Origin of the sequence: Robertkochia solimangrovi (genome assembly GCF_007279655.1) — a bacterium.
Lineage (GTDB): Bacteria > Bacteroidota > Bacteroidia > Flavobacteriales > Flavobacteriaceae > Robertkochia > Robertkochia solimangrovi.
This window is the reverse complement of sequence record NZ_QKWN01000002.1, coordinates 492,453-512,290: the sequence shown is the minus strand read 5'-3', so window position 1 is coordinate 512,290 and position 19,838 is coordinate 492,453. Positions and strand designations below refer to the sequence as shown.

Sequence of the window (19,838 nt, the reverse complement as noted above, 5' to 3'; positions counted from 1 at the left end):
TGTTCCGTATAATAACGCTACTCTTCATCCTGTTAATAATGAATTCCTGCTCCGGTCCTAAGATCATGGATGGGGTTGACTGGAACGTGGCAGGTAATTACTATTTATCTTCGCTGGATACAGCAATAGAAGGTCTTGAATCCCTTAAAAACACTGCTAAAAGCAACGACAGCTTAAAGTATAACTTTAAGTTAATTCGTCAGTATTTTAAAAAGGCGGAACCGTATGCCAGTTACCTTAATCCACCGGTCGGACATCAGGTGAATGGTCCGGCTTTGCCGGTTTTTCTGGAAGATAACTCCAGGATCATGCCTCCAATTGGTTTACAGAAGATCGAAGAAAGCATCTTTGAAGGAGATTGGAGTGAGAATGACTTTTATCGTGAGATCGATGTGACTATTGGTCTTATGAAGAATCTGCGCAAAAATCTGCAGAAAAGGGAATTGAATGCGAATCGATTTTTTATAGCGACTCATCAACAATTATTCAGGATCGTAAGTTTTGGGATTTCGGGGTTTGATACTCCTGTAAGTCATTTTGGGATAGAAGAATCGGCCGTGTCACTTGAATCGCTTTATGAGGTATATTCGTTGAGTTTGCAGCCACTTATCAGAAAACAAAATAAACCTTTGGATGAACAATTCCATAAAAGAATAATCAGTGCGGTGACTTTCCTTAGGAGTTCCGTTCCCTTTGAGGAGTTTGATCGCTTTATCTTTTTAAGAGATTATATGAATCCGATAACCCGTACCTGGGTTTCGATAAGAAAGGAGAGTAAGATGTGTGATCAGATCGATGGAACCCCGTTTAACTTCGATGCACCTACTTTCTTTGAAAGGAATAGCTTTAATACAGCATTTTTCACGCCTGCAGTGAACCGAAATGCAGGTCCCGAAATGATAGCGTTAGGGAAGCGACTTTTTAATGAGCCCAAACTCTCTTCAAAAGAAAATTTGGCCTGTATCTCCTGTCATAAACCTGAAATGGCTTATGCTGATGGATTACAGCAAAGCCAGGATAATAAGGGAGGATTGCTCATGAGAAATACACCTACACTGATCAACAGTGTCTTTCAGCAAAAATTCTTTTGGGATGGACGCTCGCAGGATCTTATCGAGCAGATCAGTGCAGTTTTTACAAATGAGGATGAATTCAACACCCAGGTTCATCAGTTGTCTGATGCGATCCTGGAGGATCCAGACTATAAAGAAGAACTACAGTCTATATTTGGATCTAATCCAAAGAATTCGGATATGGTAAAGGCCATCGCATCATATATCACTGAATTGAATGGATTCAATTCTAAATTTGACCGTAATATTAGAGGAGAGGAAGATAATTTTACGGATGCAGAGCGTTTGGGATTTAATGTCTTTATGGGTAAAGGCTTATGCGCAACCTGTCATTTCATACCGTTGACGAACGGAACCGTACCTCCATTTTTCCAGGAATCCGAAAAGGAAGTGATCGGTGTTCCTGAATCCGCTGAAAATTTGAAGATTGATGACGACAATGGTTTTTATCATATGTATCGAAGTGAGTTGCATAAAGGAATGTTTAAGACTCCAACCGTAAGAAATAGTAGCCTGACCGCTCCATACATGCATAATGGAGTATATCAGACGCTTGAAGAGGTAATCGAATTTTATGATCTTGGCGGGGGAGGCGGACTGGGTTTCGATCTTGAATATCTAACCCTGCCTTTTGATAAGCTGGAACTCAGTGAGGAAGAGAAGTCAGCGCTTGTCGCATTTCTGAAAACCCTTGAGGATACTGCGGTAGACAAGGGAAATTATAGTTTAACGGTGAATAATTCAGAACTTCTCAAAAACTCCGAGTCCAAATAAGGCAAAATCATATTTTACCGGATCGGAGGGGTCCAGGGCTCTGAGAGAATCATCGAGTTCTTTCAGGGCTTTGGCATCATTTTGCTTTCTTTTCAAAATGCCGAGTTTTCTGGCCACACCTCCGGAATGAACATCCAGTGGGCAGGAAAGGTGAGCCGGATCTATAGTTTTCCAAATACCCAGGTCTACTCCTTTATTATCTTTACGGGCCATCCATCTTAAAAACATATTTATCCGCTTCGCGGCAGACCCTTTTGCAGGATCTGATATATGTTTTTTGCTTCTTTCCAAATGTTCGGTTTCAAAGAATAGCTCTTTAAACTTTGAGATTTGTTCCTGCATGGAAGCGGTATCTTCATCGAAAACGAATACCATTTCCAGCCCTCCGTGATACTTGTAGATATGTTGCAGGCTTTTGGTGAACTGAATCAGGTCATGACCATTAAAGGTTCGGTGGACAAAGGGTAGGAGCCTTTCGAGATGCTCTTCTTTATGATTCATGATGAAATCATAAGGACTATCTCCCATCAGTTCCATCATTTTTTCGGCGTTATTGATGATGCTTTTGCGGTTACCCCAGGCGATAGTCGCCGCCAGAAAACCTGAGATCTCAATATCTTCCTTTAATCGGAATTTGTGTGGGATCTGTATCGGGTCGGAAGTTATAAAATCCGGATTGTTATAAAAATCAGCTTTTTCATCCAGAAACTCCTTTAACTCAGCAGCGGGAATCTTTTGCATTACAGGTTTTTCACAGGTTTCTCCTCCCTGACAATAGTGCCATCCACCATCACCAGTTTTCGATCGGCCATTTCTGCAAGTTCTTTATTGTGGGTCACGATGACAAAGGTTTGCCCAAATTTTTCCCTTAATTCAAAAAAGAGTCGGTGTAAATTATCAGCACTTTCAGAATCCAGATTACCACTGGGTTCATCTGCAAATACAATATCCGGATTATTCATAAGGGCTCTTGCTACGGCTACACGTTGTTGTTCTCCTCCGGAAAGTTCGGCAGGTTTATGGTCTTTACGATGCTGAAGATTGAGGAAACTTAAAAGTTCAAGCGCTCTTGCTTCAGCTTCAGTTCTGCCTTTACCAGCAATGTATGCTGGAATACATATATTTTCCAGGCTTGTAAATTCAGGGAGTAGCTGATGGAATTGAAAGATGAAACCGATATGGTCATTTCTGAACTTTGCCAGGTTGCGGTCATTCAGTCTGCTGACATCGGTACCATTAATCATTACCGAAGTTCCCTGATTCTTATCAGGATTATCAAGTGTGCCCAGTATTTGTAAAAGCGTGGTTTTTCCAGCTCCTGACGCACCTACGATAGATACGATCTCGCCTTTTTCAATATGGATATCAACTCCCTTCAATACCTCAAGGCCGTCGTAAGATTTATGTACATTGTTTGCTGTGATCATGGAAAGCGGTAATAGCTGGTGAAATTAAGGATTCGCTTAACAAACACCAAAATTATATTTTTTCTATGGTACTTGTTGTTGGATTGAGCATGGGAAGCTCATAATTTCTCGTTAATTGTGAGGTCGTCCCTTACACATTTCTTAATTTTAATGGTTAGGAATTAGTAATAAATCAATACAAAAGGATTCGACAGCAACCAAATACTTGAAGTTTGCAGTAGGTTTGAATCCTGTTGAAAATCTGAAATCTTATAATTTGATGGATCAAGAAAACACAACAAAAGAGGCAATTTTTGCCGGAGGATGTTTTTGGTGTACTGAGGCTGTTTTTGAAAGAGTAAAAGGAGTGCGTGCTGTGGTATCCGGATATACCGGAGGATCGATAAAGAATCCTGCCTACCGGGAAGTTTGTACCGGTCGTACTGGGCATGCGGAAGCGATCAAAATCACGTATGATGAAAATGAAATAAGTTACCATGACCTGTTGGAGATCTTCTTCTCAACACATGATCCTACTACTTTAAACAGGCAGGGGAATGATTCAGGTACACAATATCGATCGGCAATATTTTATACCGATGAAAAACAGCATGAAGCAGCGGTGTCCTTTATTGAAATACTTGAAAAAGAAAAGGTTTTTCCCGATCCGGTAGTCACGACGGTGGAGCCTGAGAAACCCTTTTATGTTGCTGAAGAAAATCATCAGGATTATTATAATAATAACACTGAGCAGCCATACTGTCAGGTGATTATTAGTCCGAAAATTAAAAAACTGAACAGATTCTTTAACGATAAACTTAAATCGACTTATGGTATATAAATCATATGAAGAATTCAACCTGGAAGTAACCGATGAAGTAAAAAGTTGTTTCCGTAAGATCATTGAGGGACTGGGGGAAGATTCATTAAGAGAAGGGCTTCAGAAAACGCCGGAGCGAGCTGCTAAAGCGATGATGTTTCTTACTCAGGGATATAGTCAGGATGCCGCTTCGATCATTAAAAGTGCCATTTTTAAGGAAGACTACAATGAAATGGTAATCGTGAAGGATATTGAGCTTTATTCGCTTTGTGAACACCATATGCTGCCTTTTTTCGGGAAAGCTCATATCGCATATATACCGGACGGACAGATCGTCGGACTGAGTAAATTGCCCAGAGTAGTGGATGTATTTGCAAGAAGGCTTCAGGTTCAGGAAAGACTCACTCATGATATACTCGAATGTATTAATGAAAATCTTAAACCCAGGGGTGTGGCTGTAGTGATCGAAGCTTCTCATATGTGTATGATGATGCGTGGCGTTCAAAAGCAGAATTCAGTCACGACTACCTCTGGATTCAGGGGTGCTTTTAAAAATATCGAAACCAGAAATGAGTTCCTGAAACTTATAAGTTCTGATCTGGGATAATATTTTGGTACTTTTTTTGTTATAGAATTATCTAAAACAATGATAATATGCCATATAGAAAATTATTAGCCGGACTTTTACTGGATGCCGTGGGAATGGCCTCATATTTAATTCCGGGTATAGGAGAAGGGTTCGATATAGTTTGGGCTCCCATATCAGGATTTTTAATGACGCGAATGTATAAGGGAAGCCTGGGAAAAAAAGCAGGTGTATTTGCCTTTGTAGAAGAATTGATCCCGGGACTCGATATTATCCCTTCGTTTACCATTATGTGGTTTTATACCTATGTGTTCAGTCGTGAAAAGGTTTCCTCAGTACGGATAGAAAGTTGATCGCAACCTATTCAGTAGGTTTATAGTGCAAATAAAAACGGCCGGTGTTTCATGCTGAACACCGGCCGTAGTTTTTGTTTTTTGTGGCAACTATAGCATCATGCTGAGTCCGACGTTTATATTTCTACCGATATTATAAATTCCATCAGGTTTTAATCTTGACAGATGAGATACATATTCAGTGTCAAAAATATTATTTGCGGCGATCTTGAGTCCGATCTCGTGTCCCCATGCATTGATCTGTGTATTGAGGCCTGCATTGAATAAATTATATCCATCGGTTGCAGTTTCAAATTCACTGATATTATTCTGATCGAAAACTGATTGTAAGGTAACAAATACCGTGGCAGATTTAAAAGTCTTTGAAGGATTTACAAATTCTGCCCTAAGGGTATTCTTTAGTTTGTTTGCAGGGATCAGGGGTAAATATTCACCACTGTTCAGTTTTCCGGTTACGGTTTCAAAACTACTTTCCAGATGCAGCCAGTCCAAAGGATGAGGGTGAATGTGTATACCAAATTCACCTCCATATAGTTTACTGTCATTTTGAACATAATTATATACCGGATCATTATCTATGAGATCTCCACTGGGCAGGAGATAGATATAATCTTTAATCATGTTGTAGTATACATTCGCAAAAAACTCATAGTGGTCTGAGCCGTATTCAAGAGACAGGTCGATCTGAAAGTTCTGTTCGTTCGAAAGATCCGGATTTCCTATCTCATAGCGATTGGTTCCTTCATGGCTTCCATTAGAACTTAATTCAGACAGGTTTGGAGCACGAAATCCAGTAGCAAGGTTGACCCGTCCGATCAGGTATTTCATCAGATCCGTTCTAAAACCGGCCGAAGCATTAAAACTCTGGAATGATTTAGAAAACTCCGGGAAATAGGTTTCACCGTTCTCTTCTCCTGTTTCGTTGATGTCCAGCTGACGATTGTCAAAGCGAATTCCGAATTGAAAATCACTGGTATTTAAGTGATAATGCGTAGTGGCCATCACTCCGATATCATTAACATTAGCATCAGGAATCAGTAATTCCTCACCGTAGTTCTTATTTTTTTGCAACATACCCTGAACACCCAATATGGATTCAAAATTCCCCATAACCGGTAATTTGTAATGCACATTATAATTGAAAGTCTTCAGTTTCATTCGTAAAGCAGGAAGTTCATCTTCATGATCTTCTTCTTCTAAATGATCAGCTTCTTCTTCATGGTCCTCATCATGTTCTTCTTCAGCTTCACCATGATGATGGTCTTCATATTCCCTGCGATCGTTCTGAGTAAAACCTAAGGTAAATTCCAAACTGCTTTTAGGAAAGAAAATAGCCGATTTATTGCTTAGAATATGATTGTCTACCTCCTGATATGGTTCTATGAGTCCGCGTTCACGATTCTGAACTCCGATCGACTCAGGTAATCCAAGGTTAGATCTGTTATAATTGTATCGAATTTCTGATTTAAACGTATTTTCCTGATAAGCGATACCGGTTTTAAGATCGGTCTCATTGAATCTTGAGTTTGTAACATTGACTCCATTTCCTTGCTGGTAATCCGCATGAGAATTTCGCGAACCTCGAACGAGGAATTTGAAATGTTCGCCTGAAGTCTGGGCGCCTGCGTTGATCGCATATCCATCGGTATTTGAATAGTAATCCCCGTTAACGTCTGCATGTGTTTCACCGGCATTTGCAAATTTCTCGGGGTTCAGATAGAGAACGCCACCTAATGCATCTGATCCGTAAAGTAGCGATGCCGGACCTTTGATCACTTCGATACTCTCGATACCAGCATCATTGATCCCGAGTCCGTGTTCATCCCCGAACTGTTGGTTTTCCAGTCGAATTCCCTGGGTGTATACCAATACCCGATTAGCACTTAATCCTCGTATTACGGGTTTTCCGATTCCAACTCCGGTTGAAACGCTTTCGACTCCGGCGATATTGGTCATCCCGTCGGCTAGTGTAAGCGCTCCATTATTCTTCAGTGTAGCCAAGTCTTCCCGTTCTACTTTCATCACGTTTTCTTTCTGAAGTTTGTGAAACGGGGTGCTGACGATAACCTCGCTGATTTCAATAGCGCTTGGTGTTAAAGCAATATCTTTAACTGTATCCGCTTCGATCGAAATAGACATAGAAACGGTGTTATATCCAAGGGCGGAGATCACCAGATTGTATTTGCCTTTTGGGATTTTTTGTATTTCAAATTTCCCGTTTTCGTCCGCATTACTTCCTTTGTCCAGTGTGGGGATATAGATGCTCGCAAATGGAATTACCTCACCATTCTTTGCATCGGAAATGGTACCCGAAATTTTATGTTGTGCATGAGCACTGAAAATGAAGCTCATCAATACCATGAGCATTTTGATATATTTCATAAGTTGAATTTAAATAATAAAAATGATTGATCTATCGATTAGATGTACTTATGAAAAAAAAGGGGGGGGCTCGTAAATTGAAATGAAGCTGCTGGTATTCGCTTTGGAAGTAGTAAAAATTCATATCCTCCGCTTTATGCTCCTCAGGAGCAACCAGGCTATAAGTGAATGTAGTTAGTGTAAGTGGAGTAGTGGTCTTACAATGAAGTAGTTTACAGTCGAGATGAAGGCTGTGTAAGTGAATGGTGTCATGATCGGTACAGATCTCGTGCTCATGGCTGCCACTAAAGTGTTCAAATTTCACCAGATCCGGCAGGAATATTGCTAAAGTGAGCAATATTGCCAATAGGGCGCTGATATTTAAACCTTTGGTTTGTTTCATTAAAGACGAATTCCCATTCTGGATAACATTTTCTTTTCAAAATTCCAGAAAAATTGGAATTGGCCAAATAGCCACCCGAAAACTACGAGTAGTACCTGGTAGATCGGGAAGATCGAAAAAATTCGAACAGGCCAGTAGACCCAGCCGGAACTGGTTTCACGATCCACTCCAATAAACTCGGTTACCGGACTCCCCAGCTTGGCAGCACAGGACCCCGTAATTGCAAATACGAATAAAATAACCAGAAATTGAAAATTGGACGTTATGCCCCAACGCTGTTTTAATTTGTTCATACAACCGAATTACGCTGCAAATATAGGCTAATTTATTCTTGGAATAAAAGGGCCAAGCCGCTGATTGTACTTTCTTTGAAAATATAGGAAGTAATTGTAAAGCTGATAATTCACCTCATACCCATAATCGGTACCAGCATCATAATCAATGCGCATCTGATAAAGATCGCCATAGCGTCCTGGGTTCATCACCCTTTGATTCCAGTTGATCACATAGATGTTATTTCGATTCTCCAGATAATTCTGACTGTAATAGCCTCTGGGTTGTGCGATGGAATTAAGCCAGGAATAAAATCCATTGTCGATTATTATGATTTCATATTCCACAGAATCATTCGCAATTCTTACCGTATCAGGTTTTTTTTCCTCGAATATTGCCTTTTCTTCAGCGGAGATATCCGCAGTTCCACTTTCATTCTGACTGAGTTGTTTGTTTCCACTACAGGCAACCAGGAATACGAAGAGAATCAATATGGATGTTAAGGTTCTCATGGAAATTGAACATTTATAGATAATGAAGTTACAAAAATAATGCCGAACCACTATGGATTCGGCATGAATGTTATCTGCAGGTGCTGCTTTAGGAATTTCCTCCCATCAGACTGTCGAGCATACCGCCCAGGCCACCTCGCTTTTTAGTGTTTCCTACCACCATATTAGCCACATCGTCCATAAAACTTCCATCTCCGTCTGCATCCAGCAATGAGGTTAACATATCCTGATTATGGGAAGGTTGTCCTCCCAGCATACTTCCCAGGAGTCCGTTAAGATCTCCTGCCTGCTGCACGTTATTCTGTCTTTTTTGTTTTGCTAAATAAGCCAGTACGAGCGGTGCGGCTACTTTGAGTATCTTTGAAATGGTATCCATATTTAACCCTGATTTGTTACTGAGGGCATTTTCGACTTCCGGTTGTTTGCTACCGAACAAATGTCCAAGGATTCCTGCACCATCCTGCATAGCGTTGTTATCTACTCCTCCGCCGAAAAACCCTCCAAGGTTATCCAGAAGACTTCCATCGTGATTTCCGGCTTCTAACGCATTCATCAAACTCGCAGCGCCGTCTGGTTGCTGCACATTCTTTTTCATGGCCCCGACCAGCAACGGAAGTGCCATATCGAGGGTTTCTGCTGTTTTCGTTTCCGGGGTGCCGGTTTCATTGCTTATTCCTCCAATGATCTCCTTACCCAGGTCGCTGTTTAATAAACTTAATAATCCTGACATTTTATATGATTTAAGTGGTTCTTAATCAGGACTTAAGATACAAAAAAAAGCCTTTCCATACTTGGAAAGGCCTCTTCGTAAACGTTAATTAACTCTTATTTTAATAAGGCTGCGATCTGATCTGCAAGTTCGACACCGATCCTGTCCTGAGCCTCACTGGTCGCTGCTCCGATATGCGGAGTTAGCGAAACTTTAGGGTGCATAAGGATCTTGATAGCAGGTGTTGGTTCGTTCTCAAATACATCCAGTCCGGCAAATCCTACTTTATTATCGTCTAATGCTGCAACGAGGGCAACTTCATCAATAACTCCACCACGAGCGGCATTTACGATACCAACTCCCGGCTTAACGAGTTCTAGTTCTTTTTTACCGATCACATATTCTTTCTGAGCAGGTACATGCACGGTAATGAAGTCAGCTTGTTTGAGTACTTCTTCTTTACCAATTGTCTTGATCTTGAAATCTGCTGATTGCCCGTCAAAAAAGTTAAGGGTAATGCTAACTTCTTCAATAAACGGGTCATAGGCAACAACATTCATACCTACACCGATCGCAATCTTGGCAGTTTCCTGACCGATTCTTCCGATACCGATAATTCCCAGCGTTTTTCCACGAAGTTCACTACCTCCTCCATATGCCTTTTTCAACTGGCCGAATTTGCTTTCTCCTTCGAGCGGCATATTTCTATTTGCATCAAAAAGGAAACGTACACCTCCGTATAAATGGGCAAAAACAAGTTCGGCAACCGATGCTGATGAAGCAGCCGGCGTGTTGATCACATGCAGACCTTTGTCTTTCGCATATTGAACATCGATGTTATCCATACCAACACCACCACGTCCAATAACTTTCAGAGAAGGGCAATTGTCAATAATATCCTTTCGAACTTTTGTAGCACTTCTCACCAGTAATACGGCAACATCATTTTCATTGATGTAGTTCACCAACTGTTCCTGTGCAACTTTAGTGGTGATCACTTCGAAACCTGCATTTTGCAAGGCATCGATACCACTTTGAGAAATTCCGTCGTTTGCTAAAACTTTCATTTTTGGTTTTATGTTGTGAGTGTTTTTACTTAAGCTTCTTTTTCTAATTGCTGCATGGTATCAACGAGCGCCTGTACACTTTCGAGAGGGAGTGCGTTATACATAGAAGCTCTGTAGCCTCCGACACTGCGGTGTCCGTTGATTCCACTTAATCCTGCTTCCTTGGCCATAGCGTCGAATTTACCTTTAAGGGCTTCATCGGTAAGGTTGAAGGTCGCATTCATCACAGAGCGGTCTTCGATGGCAGCGAAACCTTTAAATAATGGGTTTCGGTCGATCTCTTTATAGATCAATGCTGCTTTTTCTTCATTGCGCTTCTCGATCGCGGCGATACCTCCTAAATCCTTTAGCCATTGAAGGGTTAACATGGAAACATATACCGGAAATACCGGTGGTGTGTTGAACATGCTCTCCTTTTCGATGTGGATTTTGTAATCAAGCATAGAAGGGATGGCTCTTTGTGTTTTTCCAAGAATATCCTCTTTGATCACAACCAGGACGGTTCCTGCCGGACCCATATTCTTCTGAGCTCCTGCATAGATGAGCCCGAATTTAGAGAAGTCAAGCTGGCGCGAGAAGATATCAGAACTCATATCAGCAACAACCGGCACTTCAGTTTCAGGGAAATCCTTGATCTGGGTTCCGAAAATGGTATTGTTAGAGGTGAGGTGGAAATAATCCGCATCGCCCGGTATCGTATAATCCTTGGGGATATAATTAAAGTTCGCGTCTTTTGAGGAAGCAACTTCGACGATATCTCCGAATAATTTTGCTTCCTTGATCGCTTTGGATGACCAGGTACCTGTATTCAGATATGCTGCTTTCGTATTTAACAGATTGTATGCTACATTCAGGAATTGTGTGCTGGCACCTCCCTGAAGGAACAATGCCTTATATCCTTTACCTTCCAGTCCTAAAAGCTCAAGTGCTAATGACTGTGCTTTCTCCATAACGGCGATAAATTCCTTGCTTCTGTGTGAGATCTCGATCAGAGAGAGTCCCATTCCTTCAAAATCGATTACTGCTTCAGAAGCTTTCTTCATAACTTCCTGAGGGAGAATGCAGGGTCCTGCACTAAAATTGTGTTTTTTCATAAATTTATCCGTTGTGTTAGATAGCTACAAATTTGGTGAATATAGATTTAAATCCATTGTAAATTATCGGAAAAATATGTTATAAATTCAACACAAACCGAACTGTATCTATGCCATCGGCATAATCTGAGAGACCGGGACGCTGTGATTGACCAAAATCAACGGCTCCTTCGATCCCGGATCCTGTAACGATACATTGTATGGATTCTCGATCGGAATCCAAACGGTTTTTAAGTGTGTTCAGGTTGTCGTATTTTTCATAGAAAACCGTGGCGATAGGTGAGGCATAGGAGGTGTCTTCCTTCAACATCAAAAAGCCGTTTTCTAAAATATTGAAAAGACTCATCAGGTATACTGCTTTATTGTAGTCATAGTTATTTGCATATTTGTCTTCATTGATGATGTCTTTGTAATGAAAGATGCCATTGAAGAATTTATCGAAATCATAATCATCCGGCAGAAATAATTTAGAGACGTTTCTGCAGCCGAGACCGTAATAACGGAAAATATCATCAGCAAGTGCTTTCATTTCTTCTTCCGTTTCTTTTCCGGTCAGCACTGCGACAGAGTTTCGGTTTTTTCGGATGATATTTGGTTTGGATCCGAAATAATATTCGAAATATCGTGCCGTGTTATTACTGCCGGTTGCGATCACCGCCTCATATCCCTCTAATTTTTCTTCCGTGAAATGAATAGCCTCCTTGAATTCCGGGGCTATAGCCTGCAAGTATTCCATAAGGTAAGGCAACAGGAATTTATCATTGGATGAAAGTTTGGCGATCACCTTATTTCCGGTGATCAATACCGAAATAAGGTCATGAAATCCTACCATAGGTATATTCCCCGCCATAATGATCGCTATGGTCTTTGGCTCCTTATCTTCTAACAGGTATTGCGACATCCACATCTTCAGGTTGTACGCTGTCAGTAGTTCGCTCCAACCTTCCAGGGCATACCTGATGTTTTCACGGGTAAACCAGGTATTATTTACTGTGGTTTGCTGTATTTTTTGCTCAAATCCTTCAAAAAAAGTTTCATTTTCCGGAATTTCAGGATCATATACGGGCGCAGTCGTACTGAATTGTTTTATGAACGTACCGAGTTTTGAGAAGGCTTCGATTCTGCTGTGGATGTCACTCATTTTTATAGAATGTAATTTCTTGATCGTATTACTAAAGAGCTGCAAATTTACGTATTTGTATGCAACGATTCGGTACAATATACCGCAATTTTGAAAGGGCTGCGCTATTTGGAACTATCGGTGTGGATCTGCTTGTAAAACGATTTGGGCTGCTATGCTTGTAATGATTTTTGGCATGAAGTTTAAAATTAATTCTTTAAATCTAATTAATATATCGATTTAATAGACTTTTAGTGATTTCTTTTGCGTATTTTGCGGGAAATAAAATAATGCTTATTACATTTGTGGTCAGAAATATGCTGAAAGCATAGGATCTGAATCGGAGTGGTGAAATTTGTGCATTGGACACAGAAGCAGTACTTCGACAAGAATATTTTTTAAAAACAGTTCAAAAAAGACAGAACATGGCTATTATTATAACCGATGAATGTATTAATTGCGGCGCTTGTGAACCTGAATGCCCAAATACTGCGATCTACGAAGGTGCAGATGACTGGCGATATAGCGATGGTACGAGTTTATCAGGTGATGTGGTTCTGCCTGACGGAAAACAGGTGAATGCCGAGGATGCTCAAACGCCTATCAGCGATGAGATCTATTATATTGTTCCTGACAAATGTACCGAATGTAAAGGGTTTCATGAAGAGCCTCAGTGTGCTGCGGTTTGCCCGGTGGATTGTTGTGTTCCGGATGATGATCATGTGGAATCTGACGAGACATTGCTGGCAAAACAGCGATTTATGCATGATGAATAAATAAAATATTCATAAATACATGGAAATCCCGGGCTTTGGCTTGGGATTTTTTTATGAATTAATATTACTTTTGCGCCTCTAAAAACAATTACAATTATATGAAAGCCGGTATCGTAGGACTCCCAAATGTTGGTAAATCTACCTTGTTCAACTGTTTGTCGAATGCAAAGGCACAGAGTGCCAATTTCCCTTTCTGTACCATTGAACCCAATCTGGGAGTGGTTAACGTACCTGATGCGCGTCTGGAAAAACTGGAATCTTTGGTGAATCCTGAGCGTGTAATGCCGGCAACCGTAGAGATCGTGGATATCGCCGGGCTCGTAAAAGGAGCCAGTAAAGGAGAGGGGTTGGGAAACCAGTTTCTGGGAAATATTCGCGAATGTCATGCGATTATCCATGTTTTAAGATGTTTCAGTAATGACAATATCGTTCACGTGGATGGGAGTGTTAACCCTGTGAGGGATAAGGAAACTATCGATATCGAACTTCAGCTAAAAGATCTGGAGACCGTTGAAAAGCGTCTTGAGAAAGTAAACAGAGCTGCAAAGACCGGAGATAAGGATGCGATTAAGGAGCAAGCCTTGTTGATGCGCTTTAAAAAAGCTTTGGAAAGCGGTATTTCTGCAAGAGCAGTTGAAACCGATGAGGACGAGGAGGAATTCATGAAAAGTTTCCAGCTATTGACCTCAAAACCGATATTGTATGTTTGTAATGTTGATGAGAATTCAGCAAAAGATGGTAATGCGTTCGTAGATCAGGTGAAGGAAGCGGTGAAGGATGAAAATGCCGAAATCATCGTACTTGCTGTTGCGACGGAGGCAGATATCGCGGAATTGGAAGATTATGAGGAACGTAAAATGTTCCTGGAAGATATAGGTCTGGATGAGCCAGGAGCCTCTAAAATGATCAGAGCCGCTTATAAGTTGCTCGATTTGCAGACATATTTCACTGCAGGTGTTAAAGAGGTGAGGGCGTGGACCATTCCTGTTGGAGCAAGTGCTCCGCAGGCAGCAGGTGTAATACACACCGATTTTGAGAAAGGATTCATCAGGGCGGAGGTCATCGCATATGATGACTATGTGTCCTATGGTAGTGAAAACAAGGTTAAAGAAGCCGGAAAAATGAGGGTGGAAGGAAAAGAGTATGTAGTAAAAGACGGCGATATTATGCATTTCCGATTCAACGTATAACAGCGTTTCTTATTACAGGAGAAATTCCTGTATCCGACATACATTATTCCGAAAAATTCGGCCTTGAACCTGATTGTTTGTGAGCTTTGCAAAAATTGCAAAAATCAACTTTCAAATAATCAGGTTCTTAACAATTGACCGGATTCCCTTGTTAATTACTTTAAGGTTCACGTATTTCATTTTAGACCGTGAAACATTATATTAGCATCAAATCCCATTCTAATCAGTATGTCGCAAACTACTCAGTATACCGAAGATAATATTCGTTCACTTGACTGGAAGGAGCATATCCGCATGCGTCCCGGTATGTATATCGGAAAGTTAGGGGATGGTTCTTCTGCCGATGATGGTATCTATATTCTTATCAAAGAAGTACTTGATAACTGTATCGATGAATTCGTTATGGGGGCCGGAAAAACCATCGATGTCTCTATTCAGGGTGAAAAGGTCATAATTCGTGATTACGGTAGAGGTATACCTTTGGGTAAGGTGGTCGATGTGGTTTCCAAGATGAATACCGGGGGTAAATATGATACCCGAGCCTTTAAGAAATCGGTCGGACTGAACGGGGTTGGTACCAAAGCGGTGAACGCGCTTTCCGCCTTTTTTAGAGTTGAGTCCAACAGAGACGGGAAATCTAAATCTGCTGAATTTGAGAAAGGGGAGTTGGTCAATGAAGAGGAACTGGAGGAGACTTCTAGAAGACGAGGAACGAAAGTCACATTCGTGCCTGATGAAAGTATCTTCAGACACTATAAGTTCAGGAATGAATATATAGAGCGGATGATCCGTAACTATGTATACCTGAATCCTGGGCTTACCATTGTTTTTAACGGAGAAAAATTCTATTCTGAAAACGGATTAAAGGATCTGTTGGAGGATACCACTAATAAAGAGGATATGCTATATCCGATCATCCATTTGAAAGGGGATGATATCGAATTGGCGATCACGCATAGTAAAACTCAGTACAGTGAAGAATATCATTCCTTTGTAAACGGACAAAATACAACCCAGGGAGGTACGCATCTGGCGGCCTTCAGGGAAGCGGTCGTAAAAACGATCAGGGATTTCTATAATAAGAGCTATGATGCTTCCGATATACGTAAATCTATCATTGCTGCCGTATCTATTAAGGTTATGGAGCCGGTCTTCGAAAGTCAGACCAAAACCAAACTCGGATCCACGGAGATGGGAGGTGAATTGCCGACCGTACGTACATATGTCAATGATTTTGTAGGAACCCAACTAGATAATTTCCTGCATAAAAACCCGGAAGTATCAGAGAAGATCCAGCGTAAGATCCTTCAGGCTGAAAGAGAACGGAAGGAACTTTCAGGAATTCGTAAACTCGCCAGAGACAGAGCGAAAAAAGCAAGTCTGCATAATAAGAAACTTCGCGATTGCAGAATTCATCTGGGAGATATGAAAATGGATCGCAGACTCGAGAGTACACTGTTTATTACGGAGGGAGATTCTGCATCGGGTTCGATTACGAAATCCCGTGATGTAAATACTCAGGCTGTATTCAGTTTGCGTGGTAAGCCACTCAATTCCTATGGGATGAGTAAAAAGATCGTATATGAGAACGAAGAATTCAATCTGCTTCAGGCTGCGTTGAACATCGAAGAATCGATGGAAGACCTGAGATATAATAATATCGTGATCGCTACTGATGCCGATGTGGATGGTATGCACATTCGCTTATTGTTGATCACTTTCTTTCTGCAGTTTTTTCCTGAATTGATCAAGGAAGGACACCTTTATATCTTGCAAACCCCGTTATTCCGTGTTCGTAATAAGAAAGAAACGATCTATTGCTACAGTGAAGAAGAACGTCGCAATGCGATCGATAAATTGAAAGGAAAGCCGGAAATAACACGATTTAAAGGGCTTGGTGAGATTTCTCCTGATGAGTTCAAGCATTTTATCGGAGATGATATTCGTCTCGACCCGGTAATGCTGGATAAGGCCATGTCTATTGAAAGTCTTCTTGAGTTCTACATGGGAAAAAACACGCCGGACCGGCAGAAGTTTATCATCGAGAATCTGAAAGTAGAGCTGGATGTGGTAGAAGAGAAAGAGTAATGTGTACTGCTCTCAATGAATAACCAGTCCGATCAACATAGAATCTGAAAAACATCAAAATATAAAATCAGTTAATTAAATCCGGTTTAATGTCTGAAGAAAATCAAAATTTGCCCGAAGATCTTGGTGATAACCAGCAAGATACAATCACCCGAGTGGGTGGTATGTATAAAGACTGGTTTCTCGATTATGCCTCTTATGTAATTCTGGAAAGAGCGGTACCTGCTATTGAAGATGGTTTTAAGCCTGTACAGCGCAGGATCATGCATTCGATGAAGGACCTGGATGACGGAAGATACAACAAGGTGGCGAATATCGTAGGTCATACGATGCAGTATCACCCGCATGGTGATGCGAGTATAGCAGATGCTATGGTACAGATCGGGCAAAAAGATCTTCTTATCGATACTCAGGGGAACTGGGGGAATATTCTCACCGGTGACGGTGCGGCAGCCTCCCGATATATCGAGGCCCGACTTTCTAAATTTGCACTGGAAGTAATTTTTAGTCCTAAGATCACTGATTGGCAGCTGAGTTATGACGGACGAAAAAGAGAGCCGATCAATTTACCGGTAAAATTCCCATTATTACTGGCCCAGGGAGCGGAAGGGATTGCGGTAGGACTTTCAACGAAGCTGCTTCCGCATAATTTTAATGAATTGCTGGATGCTTCCATCAAACACCTGAAAGGTAAACGTTTTACCATACTCCCTGATTTTCCTACCGGGGGGATCATGGATGCAGGAAATTATAATGATGGGAACCGCGGTGGAAAAGTACGCGTAAGGGCCAGGATTTCCCAATTGGATAAAAACACGCTGGTCATCAATGAAATACCTTTCGGGACAAATACGTCATCTTTGATCGATTCTATTCTGAAGGCTAATGATAAAGGCAAAATAAAGATCAAAAAGATCGAGGATAATACCGCGGCAGACGTGGAGATCCTGGTGCATCTGCCTGCTGGCATATCGCCTGACAAAACGATCGATGCCTTATATGCGTTTACCGCGTGTGAATCATCTATTTCACCGCTGGCATGTGTGATCGAAGATAATAAACCCTTGTTTATAGGGGTTTCTGAGATTTTGAGAAGGTCTACCGATAATACGGTGGAATTGCTTCGTCAGGAGTTAGAGATCGAATTAAGTGAACTTGAAGAGCAATGGCATTTCTCTTCCCTGGAACGAATTTTTATCGAGAACAGGATCTATCGTGAGATCGAGGAAGAAGAAACCTGGGAGGGAGTTATCAATGCGATAGATAACGGACTAAAGCCTTTTATCGGTCATTTGAAAAGGGCGGTTACCGAAGATGATATCGTAAGGCTTACTGAGATTCGAATCAAACGAATTTCTAAGTTCGATATCGATAAGGCACAACAAAAGATCGACGCGCTTGAAGGTGAAATAGCCAGAGTAAAAGATCATTTGGCGCACCTTATCGAGTTTGCTATCAATTACTTCACTCAGTTAAAGAAGAACTACGGGCAAGGTAGGGAACGAAAAACAGAAATACGGGTATTTGATGATATTGAAGCTTCAAAGGTGGTGATCAGAAATACCAAGCTTTACGTAAACCGTGAAGAAGGATTTGTCGGTACATCGTTGAAGAGAGACGAATATGTTTGCGATTGCAGTGATATCGATGATATCATCGTATTCACCCGTCAGGGGAAGATGATGATTACCAAAGTGGATACCAAGACTTTTGTAGGTAAAGATATCATTCATGTGGCCGTATTCAAGAAAAAGGATAAACGAACGATTTATAATCTGATATACCGCGACGGAAAAGCCGGTGCGACCTATGTTAAAAGATTCTTTGTTTCCAGTACTACCAGGGATCGGGAGTATGATCTGACTAACGGAGTTGCAGGTTCGGTAGTACAATATTTTACCGCTAACCCTAATGGTGAGGCGGAGATCGTAACTATTCTACTTCGCCAGAAAGGAAGCATTAAAAAGCTGAAGTGGGATATGGATTTTGCAGATATCCTTATCAAAGGCAGGAATTCCAAAGGGAATATCGTCACCAAATATCCTATTAAACGCATTGAGTTGAAGGAAAAAGGGGTGTCAACCCTTAAACCTCGTAAGATCTGGTTCGACGAAACCGTCAGAAGGCTGAATGTCGATGGTAGGGGTGAATTGCTCGGAGCCTTCAAAGGCGATGACCGTTTGCTTATAGTGCATTCAAATGGATCTGTAAAGACGATATTACCGGAATTGACAACCCACTTTGATGACCACATGGTGGTACTTGAAAAATGGAATCCTAAAAAACCGATATCTGCGATCTACTGGGATGGTGAAAAGGAGCGTTATTATGTGAAACGATTCCTGATTGAAAATGAAAATAAGGAGGAGACCTTCATTACAGATCATCCGAAATCTCAGCTGGAGATCGTTTCAACAGATTGGCGACCTGTTGCTGATATTGAATTTGCTAAACCCAGAGGAAAAGAGGCGAAACCGAATTTGGAGGTAAACCTGGAAGAATTTATCGCTATAAAAGGCATAAAAGCATTGGGTAATCAGTTGACCACAGAGAAAATAAAGATCGTAAATCTATTAGCGTCACTGCCTTACGAAGAAGAGGAGCCGTTACCTGCGGAGGAAATGGATGTTGTAGATGAAGAAGATATCACCGATGATCATCCTGACGAGAATGATGGTCAGATCTCCATGGAGCTCGATTGACGGCAGAATCAGAGTTTATTTACTACCTCCGGTTTTCGATTTTAGCATCGACAAATCCAAAGACAATATTGATCACGATTACACATATTGCGAAAATGATCAGTTCTGAATACATAGCCGTGGCCGCGAGACATCCGGCCCCGGCACTACACCAGATTGTGGCCGCTGTAGTTAATCCTTTTATTTTGTTTTGTTGTTGAAGAATCACTCCGGCACCAAGAAAACCTACCCCGGTCACAACTTGACTCAATACCCTCGTAACATCTGCATATTGTTCTCCTTGAAATTTTAGTGAAACGATTACAAATACACAAGCGCCAAGGGAAACCAGTGCGTTGGTCTTCAATCCTGCACTTTTTCCTTTGATCTCCCTTTCGAGTCCGATCAGTAAACCTGAGATCGAAGCAAAGAATATCTTTAAACAAAAAACCAACATTTCACCGCTGAAGAAATTATCGAATCCCATGATGTTGAAATCTTATATTTCTAAGATACTATTTTTATTTTAGTGTTGAAATGAAAGCCTAAATT

The 19,838-nt window shown here is 41.1% G+C and carries 18 protein-coding genes; 8 read left to right on the top strand and 10 right to left on the bottom strand.

Annotated features, from left to right (window positions below; translation table 11 throughout):
* Positions 1-38 precede the first annotated feature (38 nt).
* The gene (locus DMZ48_RS06170) at positions 39-1,847 is read left to right on the top strand and encodes a cytochrome-c peroxidase (RefSeq protein WP_242009138.1); all 1,809 of its coding nucleotides are present in this window, start codon (positions 39-41) and stop codon (positions 1,845-1,847) included.
* On the opposite strand, the gene DMZ48_RS06165 is transcribed toward DMZ48_RS06170, so the two are convergent.
* Together DMZ48_RS06165 and DMZ48_RS06160 are read right to left on the bottom strand one after the other, a co-directional pair.
* The gene (locus DMZ48_RS06165; RefSeq protein ID WP_143954343.1) at positions 1,815-2,579 is read right to left on the bottom strand and encodes a TIGR02757 family protein; all 765 of its coding nucleotides are present in this window, start codon (positions 2,577-2,579) and stop codon (positions 1,815-1,817) included. The two genes, DMZ48_RS06170 and DMZ48_RS06165, sit on opposite strands and share 33 nt — an antisense overlap.
* 8 nt (positions 2,580-2,587) lie before the next feature.
* Positions 2,588-3,274: an ABC transporter ATP-binding protein gene (locus tag DMZ48_RS06160; protein WP_143954238.1), complete on the bottom strand. Its 687-nt coding sequence runs from the start codon at positions 3,272-3,274 to the stop codon at positions 2,588-2,590.
* Positions 3,275-3,533: 259 nt separating this feature from the next.
* On the opposite strand from DMZ48_RS06160, the gene msrA reads away from it, so the two are divergent.
* The 3 genes from msrA to DMZ48_RS06145 are packed head-to-tail and all read left to right on the top strand — an operon-like array spanning position 3,534 to position 5,012.
* Positions 3,534-4,094 carry a peptide-methionine (S)-S-oxide reductase MsrA gene (gene msrA / locus DMZ48_RS06155; RefSeq protein ID WP_143954237.1) on the top strand — a complete coding sequence of 187 codons (561 nt, stop codon included), beginning with the start codon at positions 3,534-3,536 and terminating at the stop codon, positions 4,092-4,094.
* Positions 4,084-4,680 carry a GTP cyclohydrolase I FolE gene (gene folE, locus DMZ48_RS06150; RefSeq protein WP_143954236.1) on the top strand — a complete coding sequence of 199 codons (597 nt, stop codon included), beginning with the start codon at positions 4,084-4,086 and terminating at the stop codon, positions 4,678-4,680. The genes msrA and folE overlap by 11 nt, the downstream gene beginning before the upstream one ends.
* Positions 4,681-4,727: 47 nt before the next feature.
* The gene (locus DMZ48_RS06145) at positions 4,728-5,012 is read left to right on the top strand and encodes a hypothetical protein (protein WP_143954235.1); all 285 of its coding nucleotides are present in this window, start codon (positions 4,728-4,730) and stop codon (positions 5,010-5,012) included.
* A 90-nt stretch (positions 5,013-5,102) separates the two neighbouring features.
* Here the strand turns inward: DMZ48_RS06145 and DMZ48_RS06140 are convergent, their stop codons facing one another.
* The 7 genes from DMZ48_RS06140 to DMZ48_RS06110 form a co-directional block, all read right to left on the bottom strand.
* Complete coding sequence (locus tag DMZ48_RS06140; protein WP_143954234.1) at positions 5,103-7,394, bottom strand: TonB-dependent receptor; 2,292 nt, start codon at positions 7,392-7,394, stop codon at positions 5,103-5,105.
* A gap of 381 nt (positions 7,395-7,775) precedes the next feature.
* Entirely contained in the window at positions 7,776-8,069 is a 294-nt protein-coding gene (locus tag DMZ48_RS06135; RefSeq protein WP_143954233.1) for a DUF6787 family protein, read from the bottom strand.
* A 27-nt stretch (positions 8,070-8,096) separates the two neighbouring features.
* On the bottom strand, positions 8,097-8,561 hold the full coding sequence (locus DMZ48_RS06130; RefSeq protein WP_143954232.1) for a DUF6146 family protein: 465 nt from the start codon (positions 8,559-8,561) through the stop codon (positions 8,097-8,099).
* Between the two features lie 88 nt (positions 8,562-8,649).
* The gene (locus tag DMZ48_RS06125) at positions 8,650-9,291 is read right to left on the bottom strand and encodes a DUF937 domain-containing protein (protein ID WP_143954231.1); all 642 of its coding nucleotides are present in this window, start codon (positions 9,289-9,291) and stop codon (positions 8,650-8,652) included.
* A 95-nt stretch (positions 9,292-9,386) separates the two neighbouring features.
* Positions 9,387-10,337, bottom strand: a complete 951-nt coding sequence (locus DMZ48_RS06120; RefSeq protein WP_143954230.1) for a D-2-hydroxyacid dehydrogenase — start codon at positions 10,335-10,337, stop codon at positions 9,387-9,389.
* Positions 10,338-10,366: 29 nt separating this feature from the next.
* A complete protein-coding gene (gene serC / locus DMZ48_RS06115) occupies positions 10,367-11,431 on the bottom strand; it encodes a 3-phosphoserine/phosphohydroxythreonine transaminase (protein ID WP_143954229.1) in 1,065 nt (354 codons plus the stop codon).
* Positions 11,432-11,510: 79 nt separating this feature from the next.
* On the bottom strand, positions 11,511-12,572 hold the full coding sequence (locus DMZ48_RS06110) for an acyl-CoA reductase (RefSeq protein WP_143954228.1): 1,062 nt from the start codon (positions 12,570-12,572) through the stop codon (positions 11,511-11,513).
* A gap of 404 nt (positions 12,573-12,976) precedes the next feature.
* Here DMZ48_RS06110 and DMZ48_RS06105 point away from each other — a divergent pair, with 404 nt between their 5' ends.
* The 4 genes from DMZ48_RS06105 (at position 12,977) to DMZ48_RS06090 (ending at position 19,307) form a co-directional block, all read left to right on the top strand.
* Positions 12,977-13,327, top strand: a complete 351-nt coding sequence (locus DMZ48_RS06105) for a 4Fe-4S dicluster domain-containing protein (protein WP_143954227.1) — start codon at positions 12,977-12,979, stop codon at positions 13,325-13,327.
* A 98-nt stretch (positions 13,328-13,425) separates the two neighbouring features.
* Positions 13,426-14,517, top strand: coding sequence for a redox-regulated ATPase YchF (gene ychF, locus DMZ48_RS06100; RefSeq protein WP_143954226.1), 1,092 nt, complete (start codon positions 13,426-13,428; stop codon positions 14,515-14,517).
* A 228-nt stretch (positions 14,518-14,745) separates the two neighbouring features.
* Complete coding sequence (locus DMZ48_RS06095; RefSeq protein ID WP_143954225.1) at positions 14,746-16,605, top strand: DNA topoisomerase IV subunit B; 1,860 nt, start codon at positions 14,746-14,748, stop codon at positions 16,603-16,605.
* Between the two features lie 89 nt (positions 16,606-16,694).
* Positions 16,695-19,307, top strand: a complete 2,613-nt coding sequence (locus DMZ48_RS06090) for a DNA gyrase/topoisomerase IV subunit A (RefSeq protein WP_143954224.1) — start codon at positions 16,695-16,697, stop codon at positions 19,305-19,307.
* A gap of 22 nt (positions 19,308-19,329) precedes the next feature.
* Here the strand turns inward: DMZ48_RS06090 and DMZ48_RS06085 are convergent, their stop codons facing one another.
* Complete coding sequence (locus DMZ48_RS06085; RefSeq protein ID WP_143954223.1) at positions 19,330-19,773, bottom strand: MgtC/SapB family protein; 444 nt, start codon at positions 19,771-19,773, stop codon at positions 19,330-19,332.
* Between the last annotated feature and the right edge of the window lie 65 nt (positions 19,774-19,838).